General features: G+C 42.3%; 12 protein-coding genes and 1 pseudogene. 10 read left to right on the forward strand and 3 right to left on the reverse strand.

All coding sequences use genetic code 11. The features are described from left to right. Positions 1-468: 468 nt before the first annotated feature. Positions 469-1650: a pyridoxal phosphate-dependent aminotransferase gene (locus tag V7K62_RS08965; protein ID WP_334863579.1), complete on the reverse strand. Its 1182-nt coding sequence runs from the start codon at positions 1648-1650 to the stop codon at positions 469-471. 259 nt (positions 1651-1909) lie between these two features. On the opposite strand from V7K62_RS08965, the gene V7K62_RS08970 reads away from it, so the two are divergent. After that, positions 1910-2509 (forward strand): MBL fold metallo-hydrolase, encoded by a 600-nt coding sequence (locus V7K62_RS08970; protein ID WP_334863580.1) that lies wholly within the window; start codon positions 1910-1912, stop codon positions 2507-2509. 434 nt (positions 2510-2943) lie between these two features. Here the strand turns inward: V7K62_RS08970 and V7K62_RS08975 are convergent, their stop codons facing one another. Beyond that, positions 2944-4050 (reverse strand): RNA-guided endonuclease InsQ/TnpB family protein, encoded by a 1107-nt coding sequence (locus V7K62_RS08975; protein ID WP_334863581.1) that lies wholly within the window; start codon positions 4048-4050, stop codon positions 2944-2946. A gap of 343 nt (positions 4051-4393) precedes the next feature. On the opposite strand from V7K62_RS08975, the gene tnpA reads away from it, so the two are divergent. Continuing rightward, positions 4394-4798, forward strand: coding sequence for an IS200/IS605 family transposase (gene tnpA, locus V7K62_RS08980; RefSeq protein WP_334863582.1), 405 nt, complete (start codon positions 4394-4396; stop codon positions 4796-4798). A gap of 244 nt (positions 4799-5042) precedes the next feature. Here the strand turns inward: tnpA and msrB are convergent, their stop codons facing one another. Next, positions 5043-5537, reverse strand: coding sequence for a peptide-methionine (R)-S-oxide reductase MsrB (gene msrB / locus V7K62_RS08985; RefSeq protein ID WP_334863583.1), 495 nt, complete (start codon positions 5535-5537; stop codon positions 5043-5045). A gap of 689 nt (positions 5538-6226) precedes the next feature. Here msrB and ssuD point away from each other — a divergent pair. From ssuD to V7K62_RS09025, 8 genes and pseudogenes are all read left to right on the forward strand, one after another. Next, positions 6227-7387: an FMNH2-dependent alkanesulfonate monooxygenase gene (ssuD, locus tag V7K62_RS08990; RefSeq protein WP_334863584.1), complete on the forward strand. Its 1161-nt coding sequence runs from the start codon at positions 6227-6229 to the stop codon at positions 7385-7387. A gap of 27 nt (positions 7388-7414) precedes the next feature. Further along, complete coding sequence (locus tag V7K62_RS08995) at positions 7415-8029, forward strand: beta-class carbonic anhydrase (protein WP_334863585.1); 615 nt, start codon at positions 7415-7417, stop codon at positions 8027-8029. Positions 8030-8049: 20 nt separating this feature from the next. Beyond that, complete coding sequence (ssuE, locus tag V7K62_RS09000) at positions 8050-8616, forward strand: NADPH-dependent FMN reductase (protein WP_334863586.1); 567 nt, start codon at positions 8050-8052, stop codon at positions 8614-8616. A gap of 600 nt (positions 8617-9216) precedes the next feature. Further along, the gene (locus tag V7K62_RS09005) at positions 9217-10530 is read left to right on the forward strand and encodes an FAD-binding oxidoreductase (RefSeq protein ID WP_334863587.1); all 1314 of its coding nucleotides are present in this window, start codon (positions 9217-9219) and stop codon (positions 10528-10530) included. 89 nt (positions 10531-10619) lie between these two features. Then, a complete protein-coding gene (locus V7K62_RS09010; protein WP_334863589.1) occupies positions 10620-11975 on the forward strand; it encodes a (Fe-S)-binding protein in 1356 nt (451 codons plus the stop codon). A 266-nt stretch (positions 11976-12241) separates the two neighbouring features. Next, positions 12242-13546 (forward strand): P-loop NTPase fold protein, encoded by a 1305-nt coding sequence (locus V7K62_RS09015; protein WP_334863590.1) that lies wholly within the window; start codon positions 12242-12244, stop codon positions 13544-13546. A 69-nt stretch (positions 13547-13615) separates the two neighbouring features. After that, positions 13616-13930 (forward strand): hypothetical protein, encoded by a 315-nt coding sequence (locus V7K62_RS09020; protein ID WP_334863591.1) that lies wholly within the window; start codon positions 13616-13618, stop codon positions 13928-13930. A gap of 264 nt (positions 13931-14194) precedes the next feature. Then, positions 14195-17945, forward strand: a pseudogene (locus V7K62_RS09025) (nSTAND1 domain-containing NTPase); the annotation flags it as partial.

Consider the following 17945-nt stretch of genomic DNA (forward strand, 5'->3'; position numbering starts at 1 on the left):
GTTGCTATCTATTCTCATTAAAAATGTTAAAATGTTCTGGTGCAAAAGTCAATCAATATCTATAAATATCCTGACATCACTTTTGCCTAAGTTTTCAGGTATGTTCTCTGAAAACCTGTAAAATTAGAACAATTGCATGAAGAGTACTTGAATAATCTATTAATTTCCTGTGATTATATTTTCACATTGAGTTGAGAAGTATTTACAGTATTCTATAACTTTTAATTGAGAGTCTATCTCAATTTAGCTGAAAACTGACCGGATCAGCATATTCAGTCAAATTCAGGGTAAGTGCAGCTAATTTTGTAGTGAAAATAACAGAATATTTGGCGCAATTGTAGCGTAGAGAAGGGGGTTTCCCCCATGAGCGACTGGCGTGTGGGGTGCAATGACTGTGGGAATCATAACTAATGATGCGGACATGACATAACAGAAAAAATGATATCGATTTTTAGTGAGATAGAAATGTTAGGATGTCGGTCGTAGAGTTGATTGCAGTTTGAATAAGCGATCGCTCGCTGTTTGTAATGTCTCAGGTCTTTTACTGAAGCAAAATCTGATCAATGAATGTCCTTTTTCTGGTTGGCTGAAAAAGCTGGAACCGGGAACTACAGCAACACCAATATCTTTAATTAGGTGGTAAGTAAATTCAATATCAGTTTTGTAGCCAAATTTGGAAATATCTGCAAGCACGTAATAGGCCCCTTGAGGAACGAAATAGGGAATGCCAACTTGGTCTAGAATTTGCAAAATGCTGTCTCGTTTCTGGTGATAAAGTTTGGCTAGTTCTTCATAATAGGATGGTGGCAGTTGCATGGCGGCAACTCCCGCTCGTTGTAATGGTGCAGGAGCGCCAACGGTGAGAAAATCATGGACTTTGCGAATCGCTCCTGTCAATTCGGGATTTGCCAGAATGTAGCCGACTCGCCATCCAGTAACGCTGTAAGTTTTAGATAAACCGTTAATAGTAACGGTGCGTTCTTCCATTCCGGGAAGGGTTGCTAAGGAAATATGTTGAGTACCGTCATAGAGAATATGTTCATAGATTTCGTCTGTGAACGCTAACACATCCCATTTTTGACAAAGTTCAGCAATAAAAGTGAGTTCTTCACGGGTGAAGACTTTACCTGTGGGGTTGTGGGGTGTGTTGATAATAATCGCTTTGGTATTGGCATTGAAAGCTTGACGCAACTGTGCTTGATCAAATGTCCAATGGGGGGGATGCAGTGTGACGTACCGGGGTATAGCACCAGCTAAAATGGCATCGGGGCCGTAGTTTTCGTAATATGGCTCAAACACAATTACTTCCTCACCAGGATCGACTGTTGCTAACATCACAGCTGCCATTGCTTCTGTGGAACCACAGGTAACGGTGATTTGGGTTTCGGGATCGACATCTAAGCCGAGATACCAACGGACTTTGTTAGCGATCGCATGACGAAATGGGCGATCGCCCCAAGTAATGGCATACTGATTTACATCTGCCTCTATTGCCTCATAAGCCGCCTGTTTCAACTCCGCAGGACAGGGAAAATCAGGGAAACCCTGCGCCAAATTCACCGCATCGTGTTGCAGTGCCACCCGCGTCATTTCTCGAATCACTGACTCTGTAAACTGTTCTGCCTTCGCTGATATTTTTTGGCGCTGCATCTGACTCACCCCTATACCTCCGTTGATCTCTATTGCGATGATGCGGGTATTTTTGTCAACCCAACAAAATCAACAATATCGATAGATTTATCGTAGTATACTCAAATTCCCGATCCAGGGGAAGGAGTAGGGGAGCAGGGAAAAAAGAACTATTGATTATTGCCCAATGCCCAATGCCCCATACCCAATGCCCTTATTATCTATATACTGAATTATTGAGATTAATAGTCAATTATTGAAGTACTGATCCAGAATCATCATGAAATCTTTGCACCGTCCCGATCTTTATAGCTGGTCTAATTTCAATCCGGCAAGAAATATTGATTTCAATGGGATTGCCTGGATTCGCCCAGATGGCAACATCTTGATTGACCCAGTAGCCCTATCAAACCATGATTGGAATCATCTAAAATCCCTCGGTGGTGTGGTTTGGATTGTGCTGACGAATTCTGAGCATGTCAGGGCAAGTAAAGAAATTGCCGATCAAACTTATGCTAAAATTGCTGGCCCTATTGCAGAAAAAGACACTTTTCCTATACCTTGCGATCGCTGGCTGTCTGATGGTGAAGAATTTGTCCCAGGACTGGAGGTGATTGAACTCCAAGGTTCTAAAACTCCCGGTGAATTGGCTCTGTTACTGGACGAGACAACTTTAATTACAGGGGATTTAGTCCGGGCACGTAAAGCAGGTAGTCTAACGATTTTACCCGATGACAAGCTGCTGAATCGAAAGGAGGCTGTTGCTTCTGTTCGCAGGTTGGCTCAACTAAGTCGGGTAGAAGCAGTGCTGGTGGGGGATGGTTGGCCCGTCTTTCGCGATGGACGCGATCGCTTGCAGGATCTTGCAGCGACGTTGTAAATGAGTAAGGTAGCACAGCTAGCTGTGCTACCTTACTAGAGATTGTGGTTCAAATAGATAAAAAGGCTGTCAGAAGAAAATCAAACAACACCGTATCATGGTAGTTAGTAGCATTTATGTCTGATACTTTCTTTTTTGCCTTAAAAGAATATCAGGTAAGTAATATCCTGATTTCCTGACGGCAGAATGTGAAAGCTTTTACCGATAAACCTAGTTGGAGAACGCTCATGTCGAAAGAAAGAAAAAGTAATAAAGAAGTTAAAAAACCTAAAAAAGATCCCAAAGACAAAAATGAGAAAAAAGACCCAAACAAATAGGATGATTTAGGTAGATAGCTCTAGCAAAGACCAAGAGTTGGATTTCCTTAAGTTGACAATACTTCGTCCAGTAGCACTGAGTCAACTGCCCCACCCACGAGGGGATGGGGCTTGTAACTAGGAAACAGAATTTCCTGAAACATACGGGGTATTGACTGACCCCTGCTCCTCCGACCCTTGAGTAGAGGAGAGAATATAGTCATCGCGGACATTTCTAGAAGCATTGAGATCCGCGTGAGTCTGGTATCCACAGTTTTTGCAATGGAACTTAGACTTATGGCGATTTGTTCTTTTAATATGCTTACAAATATTGCATTTCTGTGAGGTGTAACGAGGATCTTGGTGTACTACTCGTTTCCCTAGTGCTTCTGCCTTGTAAGCGAGAAACTGCTCTTGTTGGTAAAAAGCCCAACTACCCAACCATTTATTCATTTTCTTCCCGCGTCGCTGGGTGCGAATGCTGGACAAGTCCTCAAGCACAAAAATCGCTACCTCTTTTTGGTTGGCTAGGTTTTTACTTACACAATGGTTCGTATCCTTCATGAACCGCTTCTCGCGTCCAGACATTGCCTTGAGGCGACGTTTAGAACTACGAGTGCCTTTTTGTTGGAGTTTACGACGATTGAATAAGTAACGTCTTTGAGTGTTTCTAATCTGAGAACTTGAGAAAAACTGACCATCAGAGGTTACTGCTTGATGGTAAAGTCCCCGGTCAATTCCTTGAATCTTTCCGCTAACTGTTTGCGGATTATCTGATTCAAAAACTAAGCGCACCCAAAATTGTTTTGAATACTTTGAATAGGTTAAAGTTGCACCACAAAACTCCCAAGTCTCAAAAACTTGTTTAAAATAATCAGGAATTTCTAGAATTAATTTAACCCGCTTACCAACACAGGACAAAGTTAACTGATGACCTCTTAAAGTCATTGTGCGCTTGTCGTACCTTAATCCTGATGTTGGTTTTTTTCTGGGTACACGCTTGAATTTAGTAGCTTTAATTGCTTCTAATGCGTTGTCCCTGACTGTTTGCAACAAAGCAGAAGGCACACTCGGATATTGTAATCGCAATAATGCGTACAAGTCCTTGTGTGCCTTATTTTTGTTAAATGTTTTGTTCTCTATCGCCCAGTTAATATGTGCATTAAATATTTCTGCACACTGATTCATCAGATTTAAAAATCTTTCATCTGGTAATTTGACTGGGATAGAGACAGTGCGTTTCATCAGAATTAATTAAGTTTAAAAACTGTTTGTCCTAATGCTAACGAAGAGGTTTCGTCATACGAGTAACCAAGACTTTTTAGATGCTTACAGCAAGATTCAAAACTATTTCCGTAAGGTGAACTAAAAGTTCTATTGTCCCATCCCTGTGTAGGCATTTTCTTGTGGTCTAAATCTTCAGTATATGAATCGTCCAAAGACATAGCGAAATAAGAAATTGCATCTGTTGAACGTACTGCTAATAATTTTGGCAAGGCATTGATTATCTTGGTCATATTTTTAAACTTTTTTGATCTACAATCAAATTATCTCAAACTTTATATATTTTATAAATACACACTACTCAATGAAAATATTGTCATCCTCCCATGCTAAACACTGCCTTGGCTACCACATCATATTTTGCCCAAAGTACCGGAATCAGCTACTTGAGGGGGCAATAGAGATAGAACTAAAACGAATTCTTGGTGAAATCTGCCAAACTTACGGATGGACACTTCACGCGATTGAGATTATGCCTGACCACGTTCATGTATTTTTGCAAGCAGACCATACTACAGCACCAGTTCTTATTGCTAAAACAATGAAATCAATCTCTGCTGTGCATATATTCAGCACGTTTAAGGATTTGAAAAAGCGTAGATTTTGGGGTTCTGGATTGTGGAGCGATGGAACCTTTTACTCGTCTGTGGGTGGTGCGTCAGAGGAGGCTGTCAAACAATATATTGCAACCCAAAAACAACGCGGATAGGGTTAAATTATGGGGCAGACGCTCGTTCGCGCCAGCGTCCCGTAGGCAAGACTCGCTAACGCTTCGCTATCGAACCCCATAATTTAACCGCGCTTACATCCCCGCCCACAAGGGGACGGGGTTTTACGCACGTTGTATAAAAAAGTTATTGTCAAAAATTTATTCACCCTTGGTCAAGTTTCAAAATCTGATGATTTAGGTTGTGTGTGCAATGTCTACGACGGGCTACGCTGACGCAACTAGATCAAGCAGGATCAAACTTCAGCGAAACACCGTTCATGCAGTAGCGCTTGCCAGTTGGTGCAGGGCCGTCATCAAAAACATGACCCAGATGACCACCACAGCGACTACAATGCACTTCAGTTCTGGTCATCAACAACGACTTATCTACAGTTAAGGCGATCGCACCTTCAATTGGATTAAAGAAGCTAGGCCAGCCAGTACCACTGTTAAATTTGGTATCAGATGTAAACAGTGGTAGTTCACAGGCGGCACAAAAATAAGTGCCTTGGTCGTATTCCTTATCCAATGGGCTGGTGTAAGGGCGTTCAGTTCCATGTTTACGCAATACACTAAACTGTTCTGGCGTTAAAATCGTGCGCCATTCTGACTCTGGTTTGGTAACTTCAAATCCACTCTGAGAAGTTGTCATCGCTTGTGACTCCCAATTGATATACTTTGAGAACAATGCTGTGCCGACTATTGCTGCACTAGCCTGTAAAAAATACCGTTTGTCCATATATCTATTATTTTCTATTTTGCCGTTAACTGGCCAATCAACTCCAGTACGGGATTCCCTACTTCATAACTATAATCAGCGATCGCTCTGAATTATCCCTGATAAAGTCATTAAAATTGGCTAAGAAACAATAAATAATTCTTCCAAAAAATACTAGGCGGGAATCCGATCAATTTGACCCGATTTTGGACAGTTAAATCCAATCAAGCAACCAACTAGGAGCGCCAAAGACAATCTAAACGCTATATGTGGCCAATCGTTGGCAGCAATAAACATCGGCCCCATTGCCTTATTTATCCTAGAGATAGAACGGAATTTTGCGCCTATTGCCAGTGGACTGGATAGCTACCCACGTTTATAGCTGAAAACTAAGTACATTAAGTCAATCAGCTTGGCGTACATTAAGGTTAATTTAACAGAAGGTTAGGAATAAGTAAACTAATATACACAAAGCTGCTATTGCTGTATTCCTCCCAGAGACGGAAGGGAGATGAGGGAGAAGAACTATTGACCAATGCCCCAATTTTTTCGAGCAATTGAACACTGCCTAATATACATTGGTCTGATAGAGATACCGGAGTTTTCTAAAAAACTTCTTGCGGGCTTTTGTAGAATATGTGATACTCTAAAAACTATAAATAAAGCACGGTAATTCGATAGAAATTCCGTAGTTTAAAAGGACAGGACTCATGCAGCTACTATGGTTCATCCCAACCCACGGCGACGGACGTTACCTTGCAACTGCTACAGGCGGCAGGGCAGTAAGCTTTCCTTATCTGCGGCAGATAGCCCAAGCGGTGGATGACCTTGGTTATACAGGGGCATTGCTGCCTACGGGTCGCTCTTGTGAAGATGCTTGGATTGTAGCGTCAACGCTGGTATCACTGACACGACAGATGCGTTTTTTGGTGGCGATTCGTCCCGGACTGGTATCCCCTGGAGTGGCAGCGCGGATGGCGGCGACTTTTGATCGACTATCTGGGGGACGTTTGCTGATTAATGTCGTCACAGGTGGCGATCCCGTGGAGTTAGCGGGAGATGGCTTGCATTTGGATCACGATCAGCGCTATGAATTAACAGATGAATTTTTGACAGTATGGCGAGCGATCGCTAGTGGTGAACAAGCTAATTTCCAGGGCGACTATTTCAACATTCAGGATGGGAAACTGCTGTTTCCACCCGTTCAGAAGCCGCATCCGCCCTTGTGGTTTGGCGGTTCCTCTGGCGTTGCTCAAAAAATCGCTGCCAAGCATGTAGATGTCTATCTGACTTGGGGCGAACCACCGGCGCAAGTAGCCGAGAAAATTGCATCAGTTCGCAGACTTGCTTTATCAGAAGGCCGAACTTTGCGGTTTGGGATTCGCCTACATATTATTGTGCGCGAAACCGAGAGTGAAGCTTGGGATGCGGCGAATCAATTGATTAAGTATGTAGATGACGAAGCGATCGCTAAAGCTCAAAAAGCTTATGCCCGGATGGATTCAGTTGGACAACAGCGAATGACTCAATTACACCAGGGTAATCGTGAGGCATTAGAGATCAGCCCGAACCTGTGGGCGGGAGTCGGTTTGGTGCGGGGTGGTGCGGGAACGGCCTTAGTCGGCGATGCCCAAACCGTAGCTGCCAGGATATTGGAATACGCTTCTTTGGGTGTTGAGTCCTTTATCCTCTCTGGCTATCCCCACCTAGAAGAAGCTTATCGAGTTGCAGAACTGCTATTTCCCCATTTGCCATTAGAGAATTTACCCGCAGTGGAGAAGCAACATGTCTTAAGTCCATTTGGTGAGATTGTGGCAAATGAAGATTTCCCTAAGCAAAAGCCTCAAGAAACAGCAACCTCCATATCCTAGTAATTATGAACTAGGAGATTAACAGCCATGCTGCACCAACAAATCGACCAAAAAATCTCAGAAAAAGAAGCGTGGGCATTGCGTCGTCAGTTGGGAATACCTAACAATAAACGCTTGTGGGTGCTAGCTTGCATGGATGAACGTTTACCTGTGGAGAAAGCATTAGGAATTGGTGAAGGAGATGCTCATATTTTCCGTAATGCTGGGGGGTTAGTTACAGATGATGCAATTCGGTCAGCGATGTTAACTACACAGTTTTTTGGCACAAAAGAAATCATCGTTATTAATCATACCGAATGTGGCATGATGACAGCATCAGGAGACTTTCTTAGTGAGGTATTGCGAAATCAAGGTATTGACGTGGATCAAGTGAGTGTCGATCCTGCTTTGCCAGAATTGAAGCTACCAAAAGGCGTTTTTTCCAAATGGATCAAAACGTTTACCGATGTAGATGAAATCTGCACACAGCAGGTGGAATTACTGCGTAATTCTCCTTTAATTCCCCAAGATGTAGTTATTCACGGCTACATCTGGGAAGTAGAGAGTATGAGTTTGCGCCGTCCCTACAAACGTCTGAGCGATCAGGTCAATACAGCATCAGCTATGAAGACCAAAACCACAAAACATACTGAACCCGTTTGAGAAATTGGGAGTTTAATTGAATGACAAATATTTTAGCGATCGCAGGTAGTCCAACCCATCCATCTAGAACCTATGGTTTTGTCGAATACACTGCCAAGCTTTTACAACAAGAAGGCTTGCATGTAGACATTATTTCAGTTCGGGATTTACCTGCTGAAGATTTAGTTTTTGGACGATACGACAGCCCTGCTTTAGAACAGCCAAAAGCTTTATTAGCAAAGGCAGATGGTGTGATTATTGCCACACCAATTTACAAAGCTGCTTACACAGGAGTGCTAAAAACATTTCTAGATTTGCTGCCACAAAAATCATTAACAGGTAAACCCGTGTTACCAATTGCTCTGGGTGGAACGATCGCTCATTTATTGGCAATTGAATATGCTCTGAAACCTGTGTTATCTGAATTAGGAGCGCGGCATATCCTAGCTACTATTTATGCAGTAGACAAACAAGTTCAACGACAAGCTGATAACAGCGTCCTGTTAGATGAGGAAATTGAGCAAAGACTCAAAGACGTTCTCAAGGAATTTGTTACAGCTGTAGCTTATGATGCCGCAGCGCCTCAAGAATTGGTTCATGCCAATTAAATAATCAAGTTTATACCTCCGTTTGCTGGTAGCAGATGGGTAATTTCTACCCATCTGCTACCTTTCTCTAAAGGTCAAGAGTATATTGAATACAAACAATAACCGCTATAGACTACACCCATATTTCTCTTCATTCCTATCTAGTCTATTCAACTAACAACGCTGTAATTTCTAATTTTTCCCATACAAAATATAGTGTTTCCTAATCATACAAGGTACGTCATAGCCCCCTCATCGCTTGCTCTTAGGGGGTTGGGGGTGGGGTTCTTGTATCTCACTCAACTGAGAACCGCTATATCAAATTAATTATTTCTTGAACAACGTTAACCCACCGCGTCATCCGTGGTTGTAAAGTTTATCAAAATTATAGGTTGGATAAGGCTAATACCTTACCCAACCAAAGCGCGATCGCCTGAAAAACAAACTTTCTTTTATTTGCCGCTAGATTACAAGCTGGCGTTGACGTAGCCCGCTTTCTCTACGAGACGCTTTGCGAACGGCATCGCTTTTGATATTGAAGCCACCGTGTATTAATGGCAATGCGCTTTTTTGGTCAGGTTAGCCAGTAAATTAGAAGTAGGGCGTAAAAAAATAAACTAAATGAAAGCGATGTCTAACGACAAGCCGCAAGGCGTCTGCGCTTCTGATCTTGCATCTATCGTCGGCGAAAAAAATGCTGTTTGCCTTTGGGAAAAAATCGAACTCGGTCAGCAAAAACGTATCCAGCAGGCGATCGCTTCTGGAAAGCTTCCCATTTGTATTGTCTATCCGCGTACCCAAGAACAGCTAGCCGCAGTCATCGCCACCGCTCACACAAATAACTGGCGCGTCCTCCCCTGTGGTAGTGGTAGTAAACTCAGTTGGGGTGGTTTAGCCAAGGGCGTTGATATTGTAGTTAGTACAGAACGCATCAACCAACTGATAGAACACGCCGTTGGCGATTTGACTGTCACAGTAGAAGCTGGGATGAAATTCTCTGATCTCCAAGCACTTTTGGCAAAATCGCGGCAATTTCTCGCCCTTGACCCCACAGCACCAGAGTCGGCAACCATTGGCGGTATTGTCGCCACAGGTGATACAGGTTCTTTGCGGCAACGTTATGGTAGTGTGCGCGACCAGTTACTAGGTATTACCTTTGTGCGTGCCGATGGACAAATTGCCAAAGCTGGAGGAAGAGTAGTTAAAAATGTTGCCGGATATGACTTGATGAAGTTGCTTACTGGGTCTTATGGCACATTAGGCTTTATTAGTCAACTAACTTTTCGTCTGTATCCGCTAGCAGAGGCATCGGGAACGGTGGTACTAACTGGGAAAGCTGAGGCTGTATCTCAAGCGGCTGACATCCTTCGAGGTTCGGCGTTAACACCAGTCCAAGCTGATTTGCTATCAACTAAATTGGTGTCTAGTTTAGGATTGGGTCAAGGACTAGGATTAATTGCCCGCTTCCAAAGTATTAGTGAGAGTGTTAAAGAACAGTCAAACCGAGTTTTGGAAGTTGGGCAAAAGTTGGGCTTAGATGGGGCAATTTTTGCCGATGATGATGAGGCTAATCTATGGCAGAGATTGCAAAAACGAATACATAGTACTGCTACAGAATCAGTAATTACCTGCAAAATAGGAGTGTTGCCTACTGCTGCTGTAGAGATTTTAACTCAGGTGGAGTTAGGTTTGATTCATATTAGTAGTGGTTTGGGTTTGTTACAATTAGAGAGTAAAAATCAAGTTTTGAAAATCCGCGATCGCACTCAAGCTCATAGAGGTTTTTTAACAGTTTTGTCAGCACCAATAGCGGTTAAAGAACAAATAGATGTTTGGGGTTATACTGACAACGCATTGCCGTTGATGCGCCGTATCAAGGAACAGTTTGATAGTAAGAATATTTTAAGTCCTGGTCGGTTTGTGGGTGGGATTTAATTTGAAGAAAACGTAGACGCGAAGCGGCTTGCCGCAGGCTACCACCAAGGACTCCAAGGACGCAAAGGAAGAGGGGAGAAGAATTAATTATGCAAGTTTCAGAAAATTCTGTTAATAATACGGCTAGTTTAAAGAATTTGAAAGGGTTTGATGTTAATCATCCGCCTGACCCGAAGTTGATTGATAGTTGTGTACATTGTGGGTTTTGCCTCTCGACTTGTCCCAGTTATCGAGTGTTGGGTAAGGAGATGGATTCTCCAAGAGGACGTATCTATTTAATGGATGCAATTAATGAGGGTGAGATTGCCCTCAATACCGCAACAGTAGAACATTTTGATTCTTGTTTGGGGTGTCTTGCTTGTGTCAGTACTTGTCCTTCTGGTGTGCAGTATGACAAATTAATTTCTGCAACTCGTCACCAAATTGAACGGAATTATCCCCGCAGTTTACCAGATAGATTTATTCGTCAACTGATATTTTCTCTCTTTCCCTATCCCAACCTTTTACGGATTTTATTAGTTCCGTTATTGGTTTATCAAAAATTGGGGTTTTCTAAATTATTTCGCGCTACAGGTTTACTCAAGAAAATATCGCCCCGTTTGGCAGCAATGGAATCAATTCTGCCAGAAATTACTCTCAAATCTTTTGAAGATAATTTGCCTACGGTAATTCCGGCTAAAGGTGAGAAGCGCTACCGAGTCGGGGTAATTTTGGGTTGCGTGCAACGGCTGTTTTTCTCCTCAGTGAATGAAGCAACCGTGCGGGTTTTAACAGCGAATGGTTGTGAAGTTGTGATTCCCAAATCTCAAGGTTGTTGTGCGGCGCTTCCCGAACACCAAGGACAAACAGAACAGGCGAAAGCCTTAGCAAGGCAGATGATTGATAGTTTTGCTAATACTGATGTAGATTTCGTAATTATCAATGCTGCTGGTTGTGGTCATACTTTGAAGGAATACGGTCACATTTTAGAAAGTGACCCAGAATATCGGCAAAAGGCCAAGGATTTTGCAGCTAAAGTTAAAGATGCCCAAGAGTTTTTGGCAACTGTTGGGTTAACAGCAAAACTTTCGCCGCTGACTGATAAACCCTTGAATTTAGTTTATCAAGATGCTTGTCATTTATTGCATGGTCAAAAGATTAGTGTGCAACCACGTCAAGTGTTGCGACAAATTCCAGGGGTGAAGTTGAGAGAACCAATAGACGCAGCTTTATGTTGTGGCAGTGCTGGGGTTTATAATATGCTGCAACCAGAAGTTTCTGAAGAATTGGGTCAGCAAAAAGTGCAGAATTTGTTGAATACTGGTGCAGAGTTAATTGCTTCTGCTAATCCGGGGTGTACTTTGCAAATTACAAAGCATTTGCAGTTGCAAGGTAAGAAGATTTCAGTTATTCACCCGATGGAGTTGTTAGATTATTCGATTCGCGGTGAGAAGTTGGAATTATAGACATTTTTTGTAGGATAGACATCTTGTCATTGATTTTAAAGCAAAGAGCCAAACCTACGTTTTTAATCCTAGTTTCTACTCCTAGTTTTTACTCCCCTCCTCGCTTGCGGGGAGGGGTTGGGGGTGGGGTTCATCTGAATTCTGTTTAATTAAACAGACAAAAATAATCACTCAACCTGAACAAGTTTTTTCCGAAATAGCCGCTTTATCGTCTGTATAATCACTGAAATGGGCAAAAGCGTCAGGCTGATTTCAGGTAATTTGTGATGAAACTAGATTTAGTCAGGTTTTTTCAGGCTTGCAACCCCAGTAAGACTCTGGTTGTAAGCAAACCGGAGGATAGACAATATTATATTGATTTTTCTAAAGTGCGTGGTGCCAAGATTATTGAAGAACTTGGGCGAACTATTACCCGCCTTTCACCTGAGCAACCCACTTGTCAATTATTTACCGGACATATCGGTTGTGGCAAATCCACTGAATTACTGCGGCTAAAGGCAGAGTTAGAGCAGCAGGGATTTCATGTGGTTTATTTCGAGTCTAGCCAAAGCCTAGATATGGCTGATATTGATGTTACAGATATTTTATTAGCAGTAGCTCGTGAGGTGAGTCAAAGCCTGGAAGCAATCAAAATTAACCTTAAACCAGGATACTTTAAAAATCTGTTTACGGAAATTGCTGAGTTTTTGCAAACACCGCTAGATATAGGGGTTGAGGCTGAATTATCTGTAGGTATTGCCAAGATTACCGCCAAAACTAAAGATAGTCCCAAACTTCGCGGTCAGTTACGGCAATATTTAGAACCGCGCACCAATGGCATTTTAGAATCGATTAACAAAGAATTGCTCAGGCCTGCTAGAGAAAAACTCAAGCAGCAGGGTAAAAAAGGACTGGTGGTAATTATAGATAATCTCGACAGAGTGGATAATTCTCAGAAACCTTCCGGTCATTACCAGCCAGAATATCTCTTTGTGGAACGGGGTGAACAGTTAAACCAGCTAAATTGTCATGTTGTTTATACCATTCCGTTAGTGTTGATTTTTTCCAACGCTTTAGGAAGGTTAACAAATCGCTTTGGGGTAGACCCCAAGGTTTTGCCGATGGTTCCTGTGGAATTACAAGATGGTTCGCAATTTTCACAGGGAATTGTACTGCTGCAACAGATGGTTATGACCAGGGCTTTTCCTGGTGTCAGTTGGGAACAAAGTCGAAATTTAATTACTGAGGTTTTTGATAGTCCTGATACTTTAGAAAGGCTGTGCTTAGTTAGCGGTGGTCATTTGCGTAACTTGTTGATGTTATTATTTCGCTGTCTTCAGCAAGAAGACCCACCTTTGTCGCGTGAGTGTGTAAATAGAGTGATTAAACAACGCCGCAATGAGCTAACGTTGGCAATTACGCCCGATGAATGGGAATTACTGCGTGAGGTGGCGCAAGAGAAAAACTTGAGAGGTCATGAAAGATACGAACTTTTGCTCCGCAGTATGTTTGTATTTGAATACCGAAATGAGGATGGTTCATGGTTTGATATCAATCCGATTTTGGCAGAAGCTAAAGAATTTAGGTTATAAATCGGCTGTAGAGGCGTAGAGTTGTACGCTCTTATATCAGGTATTTTGTAAAATGGCACAACGTTAGCGGTGTCAGCAATTACGGGAGCCGTATCAGCAATTACGGGAGCCGTATCAGCAAGTGCGGGAGCCATATCAGCAAATGCGGGAGCTATATCAGCAAGTGCGGGAGCTATATCAGCAAGTGCAGGAGCTATATCAACAAGTGCGGGAGCCGTATCAGCAAATGCGGGAGCTATATCAGCAAGTGCAGGAGCTATATCAACAAGTGCGGGAGCGATATCAGCAAATGCGGGAGCTATATCAACAAGTGCGGAAGCCATATCAACAAGTGCGGGAGCCGTGTTAGTCGTCATCTTCACAACTACAGCTTTTTACAACTAGCAGAAATCGTCTGTTGTTCTTCCTGCCTCCTGCCTGCTGCCTCCTGCCTCAAAACCCGTAGCTTTGTACTTCATGCAAAAGAAAACTGCTGTATGTTAGAGGATGTTTTAAAAATTCTCTTGTCGGTAACAAAACGTTTTAGATCCCCCTAAATCCCCCGATAAATTGGGGGACTTTGATTCCGGTTCCCCCCTTTTTAAGGGGGGCTAGGGGGGATCAATAAGTGCCTAAAACTACAGCAAACTACTTTTAAAACATCCTCTTATGAGTAATCAGCAAGAACCGGAAAATTTAGCCTTTGACAATGAGGGTTCATTACAAACTTTAGTCAGAGCAATCACCTTTTCTCAGGGGCAATTTTCGCTGATTATATTGCGCTGTAATTATGTTGCTTTACGTCAGCGCATGGTAGAACGGCTGCACCAAATCTCTCCTGTACATATTTACGAAATTACTTTACCTGCATCAGTCAAAACGCTTTACACAAATATACGCGAACAACTGGGAGATGAACAGCCACCTGCATTGATGATTTTTGGTTTGGAGTCGGTTAAAGATATTGATATAGCTCTGACTTCAGCTAACCAAGTACGGGAGGAGTTTAGAAAGAACTTCCCGTTTCCGATATTGTTGTGGGTTAATGATTCAGTTCTGCAAAAATTTATTCGATTAGCAACTGATTTAGAAAATTGGGCAACTATCATTGAATTTGAAAACCCTACTGATGAGTTAGTCAACTTCCTTCAGCAAAAAAGTGATGAAATCTTTGCTGGTAATATAACGCCCAATCCCCAAATGTGCCGGGAACTAGAAACCGCCCGTCAAGATTTGCAAAATCGAGGAGAAGTATTAGAAGCAGCACTTCAAGCAAGTTTAGAGTTTTTGATTGGTTTAAATGATTATTTACATGACCAGATAGATTTTGCTTTAGGACATTATCAACAAAGCTTGGGGTTCTGGCAACAAAGTATTTATTTAGAGCGACAAGGTATATTACTGGCTAATATTGCTTTAGCCTATGACCGCCAAGCTGAAAAAAATCAGACAGAAAATCAACGCTATTGGCAAGAGTCTAAAATTTGCTTTCAGCAAGCTATTGATATTTTTGAACAAGCACAACGTTTAGATTTAGTTGCAAAACATATTACTAAACTGGGTGAAGTGCTACGACGTTTACAAGCATGGTCAGAGTTGCAAAGCCTTGTGGAAAAATCTCTGCCGCTACATCAAAATTATGGCACGTCGTTGCAATTAGCTAAAGATTATGGTTTTTTGGCAGAAGTAGCCTTAAAACAGTCACGCTGGGATGAAGCTAATCAACTCGCGGGGCAAGCATTGCAAATATTAACTGATATTCCTAATTTACAACCAGATGAATTTGGGTTGTATCGGTTTATTTTAGCTAAGTCGCAACAGGGCTTAGGTCAAATTCAAGCAGCAATTACTAATTTAGAAGCTGCGAAAAAGGAAAGTAATCATCAGTACAACCCGCATTTGTATATATCTATATTAGAGATATTACGTTTACTCTATTTTGAGCAAGGTGAATATCTCAAAGCTTTTTATATTAAGCAAGAGCAACTACAAATAGAACAACAGTATGGTTTCCGCGCCTTTGTTGGTGCATCTTATCTTAACCCGCAGCGACAGGCAATTAATTCTGCACAGTTGCAAGTAGAAAATCCTGAAACAATTGCTCAAGAAATTGCTGCTTCTGGTCGGGGAGAAGATGTAAAGCGGTTGCGAAAAAGAATTGGCGGGACTGAGCATAAATTGACTGTAATTCATGGTCAGTCAGGAGTGGGGAAAAGTTCAATTTTGCAGGGTGGATTAATCCCGGCGCTACAACAGGAAGCAATTGGTGAGCGAGATGCTTTACCTATTTTGTTGCGAGTGTATACAGATTGGGTGGGAATGTTGGGGCAGAGTTTAGCTAAAGCTTTTGAGGAAGTCAGAGGTAATCAATTATTTGCTAATCTTGATTCTTCAACAGCTATTTCAGGACAGTTACGAAAAAATGCTGACCGGAATTTGTTAACGGTTTTAATGTTTGACCAGTTTGAAGAGTTTTTCTTTGTTTATCCAGACCAAAGTCAAAGACGAGTATTCTATGAGTTTTTGCGAGTCTGTCTAGATATTCCTTTTGTGAAGGTTATTTTATCTTTGCGGGAAGATTATTTACATTATTTATTAGAGTTAGAAAGATTATTTGATTTAGGTGTTATTAATAATAATATTCTTGATAAAAACATTCGCTATTACTTGGGTAACTTTTCGCCCGCACATGCTAAAGCTGTTGTGCAGAGTTTAACAACACGCTCTCACTTTTATCTAGAGCCAGCATTGATTGATGAATTAGTCCGAGATTTAGCAGGTGATTTGGGGGAAGTACGCCCGATTGAGTTACAAATTGTCGGGACGCAATTGCAAACTGATAAAATTACAACTTTAGAAAAGTATCGTCAGTTTGGCACGAAAGAAAAACTGGTTGAGCGCTTTTTAGAAGAAGTTATTCATGATTGTGGTGCAGAGAATGAACAAGTTGCACGACTGGTTTTATATTTACTCACAGATGAAAATGGTACTCGTCCTTTGAAGACTCGTGCTGAGTTAGTAGCAGATTTAGCAGGAGAAGCCGATAAACTAGATTTGGTGTTAGAAATTTTTGTGGCATCAAGGTTAGTGTTGCTATTACCAGAATCTCCGGCTGACCGTTATCAATTGGTGCATGATTACCTTGTGTCATTTATTCGCCAACAACAAGGCAATGAGATATTAGCACAACTAGCTAGAGAGCGAGAACAACGCTTGCAAGCAGAAGAGAAGCTGAAGCGGGAACAAGATGCGAGGCAGATATTAATTGATGCTCAACAAGAAGCCAAGCGACAAATTCGCCAAGGGCGGATGCAGTTGATGGTGAGTTCTGGTTTAGCGGTATGTCTATTATTATTGGCAGGTATATCATCAAGATACGCATTGAGTCAAATTCAAGTGGTTAAAGATACTGATAGTCAAAAGCAACAGGCAAAGCAGAAGTTGCAAGAAGCGCAGAATGATCTGCAAGCCGCAGAAGTACAATTAAAATTCGCAAAACAACAAACTCAACAGGCAAACCAAAATTTCCTGGCTACTAAAGCAGGCTTGGAAGAGGAAAAGCAGCAAGCCTCAGAATTACAAGAGAAAAATGCCCAAGCCGAGGAAAGAATTAAAACGGCAAACGAAAAAATAAAAACTGCTGAAGTAAAATTACAACAAGCAGTGATAAAACAACAGCAAGCAGAATTTCAAGCTAAACAAGCCCAAACCACTCTCAACCAAATACAACCAAAACTTGCACAAGAAACGAAACGAACAAAAGCAGCAAAAGCAGCAGGTCAAAAAGCACGTCAAGAAGCAGAAGAAGCACGTCGACAAGTAGAAGCAGCACGTGGACAACTAGAAGAAGTACGTCAAGAAGGACGTCAAGAAGCACGTCAAAAAGCAGGAGAAGCACGTCAAGAAGGACGTCAAGATGCAGCACGTCAAGAAGCACAATATAATACATGGGCGGAAAATGATGCAAGAATTCAAAGGGCATCAAGGCGCTGTCAATAGTGTGAGTTTCAGCCCGGACGGCAAAACCATCGCCACGGCATCATCTGACAAGACAGCGCGGTTGTGGAACCTGCAAGGGCAACTGCTGCAAGAATTTAAAGGGCATCAAGGCATTGTCAGTAGTGTGAGTTTCAGCCCGGACGGCAAAACCATCGCCACGGCATCATCTGACAACACAGCGCGGTTGTGGAACCTGCAAGGGGAACTGCTGCAAGAATTCAAAGGGCATCAAGGCATTGTCAGTAGTGTGAGTTTCAGCCCGGACGGCAAAACCATCGCCACGGCATCAGATGACAACACAGCGCGGTTGTGGAACCTGCAAGGGCAACTGCTGCAAGAATTCAAAGGGCATCAAGGCATTGTCAGTAGTGTGAGTTTCAGCCCGGACGGCAAAACCATCGCCACGGCATCAGATGACAAC

This window comes from Nostoc sp., from assembly GCF_036917935.1.
In the GTDB taxonomy this organism is placed as follows: Bacteria; Cyanobacteriota; Cyanobacteriia; order Cyanobacteriales; family Nostocaceae; genus Nostoc.

Coding starts and splice junctions, on each gene's coding strand:
- V7K62_RS08965 (WP_334863579.1), bottom strand. CDS start 1,650: ATGCAGCGCCAAAAAATATCAGCGAAGGCAGAACAGTTTACAGAGTCA.
- V7K62_RS08970 (WP_334863580.1), top strand. CDS start 1,910: ATGAAATCTTTGCACCGTCCCGATCTTTATAGCTGGTCTAATTTCAAT.
- V7K62_RS08975 (WP_334863581.1), bottom strand. CDS start 4,050: ATGAAACGCACTGTCTCTATCCCAGTCAAATTACCAGATGAAAGATTT.
- tnpA (WP_334863582.1), top strand. CDS start 4,394: ATGAAAATATTGTCATCCTCCCATGCTAAACACTGCCTTGGCTACCAC.
- msrB (WP_334863583.1), bottom strand. CDS start 5,537: ATGGACAAACGGTATTTTTTACAGGCTAGTGCAGCAATAGTCGGCACA.
- ssuD (WP_334863584.1), top strand. CDS start 6,227: ATGCAGCTACTATGGTTCATCCCAACCCACGGCGACGGACGTTACCTT.
- V7K62_RS08995 (WP_334863585.1), top strand. CDS start 7,415: ATGCTGCACCAACAAATCGACCAAAAAATCTCAGAAAAAGAAGCGTGG.
- ssuE (WP_334863586.1), top strand. CDS start 8,050: ATGACAAATATTTTAGCGATCGCAGGTAGTCCAACCCATCCATCTAGA.
- V7K62_RS09005 (WP_334863587.1), top strand. CDS start 9,217: ATGAAAGCGATGTCTAACGACAAGCCGCAAGGCGTCTGCGCTTCTGAT.
- V7K62_RS09010 (WP_334863589.1), top strand. CDS start 10,620: ATGCAAGTTTCAGAAAATTCTGTTAATAATACGGCTAGTTTAAAGAAT.
- V7K62_RS09015 (WP_334863590.1), top strand. CDS start 12,242: ATGAAACTAGATTTAGTCAGGTTTTTTCAGGCTTGCAACCCCAGTAAG.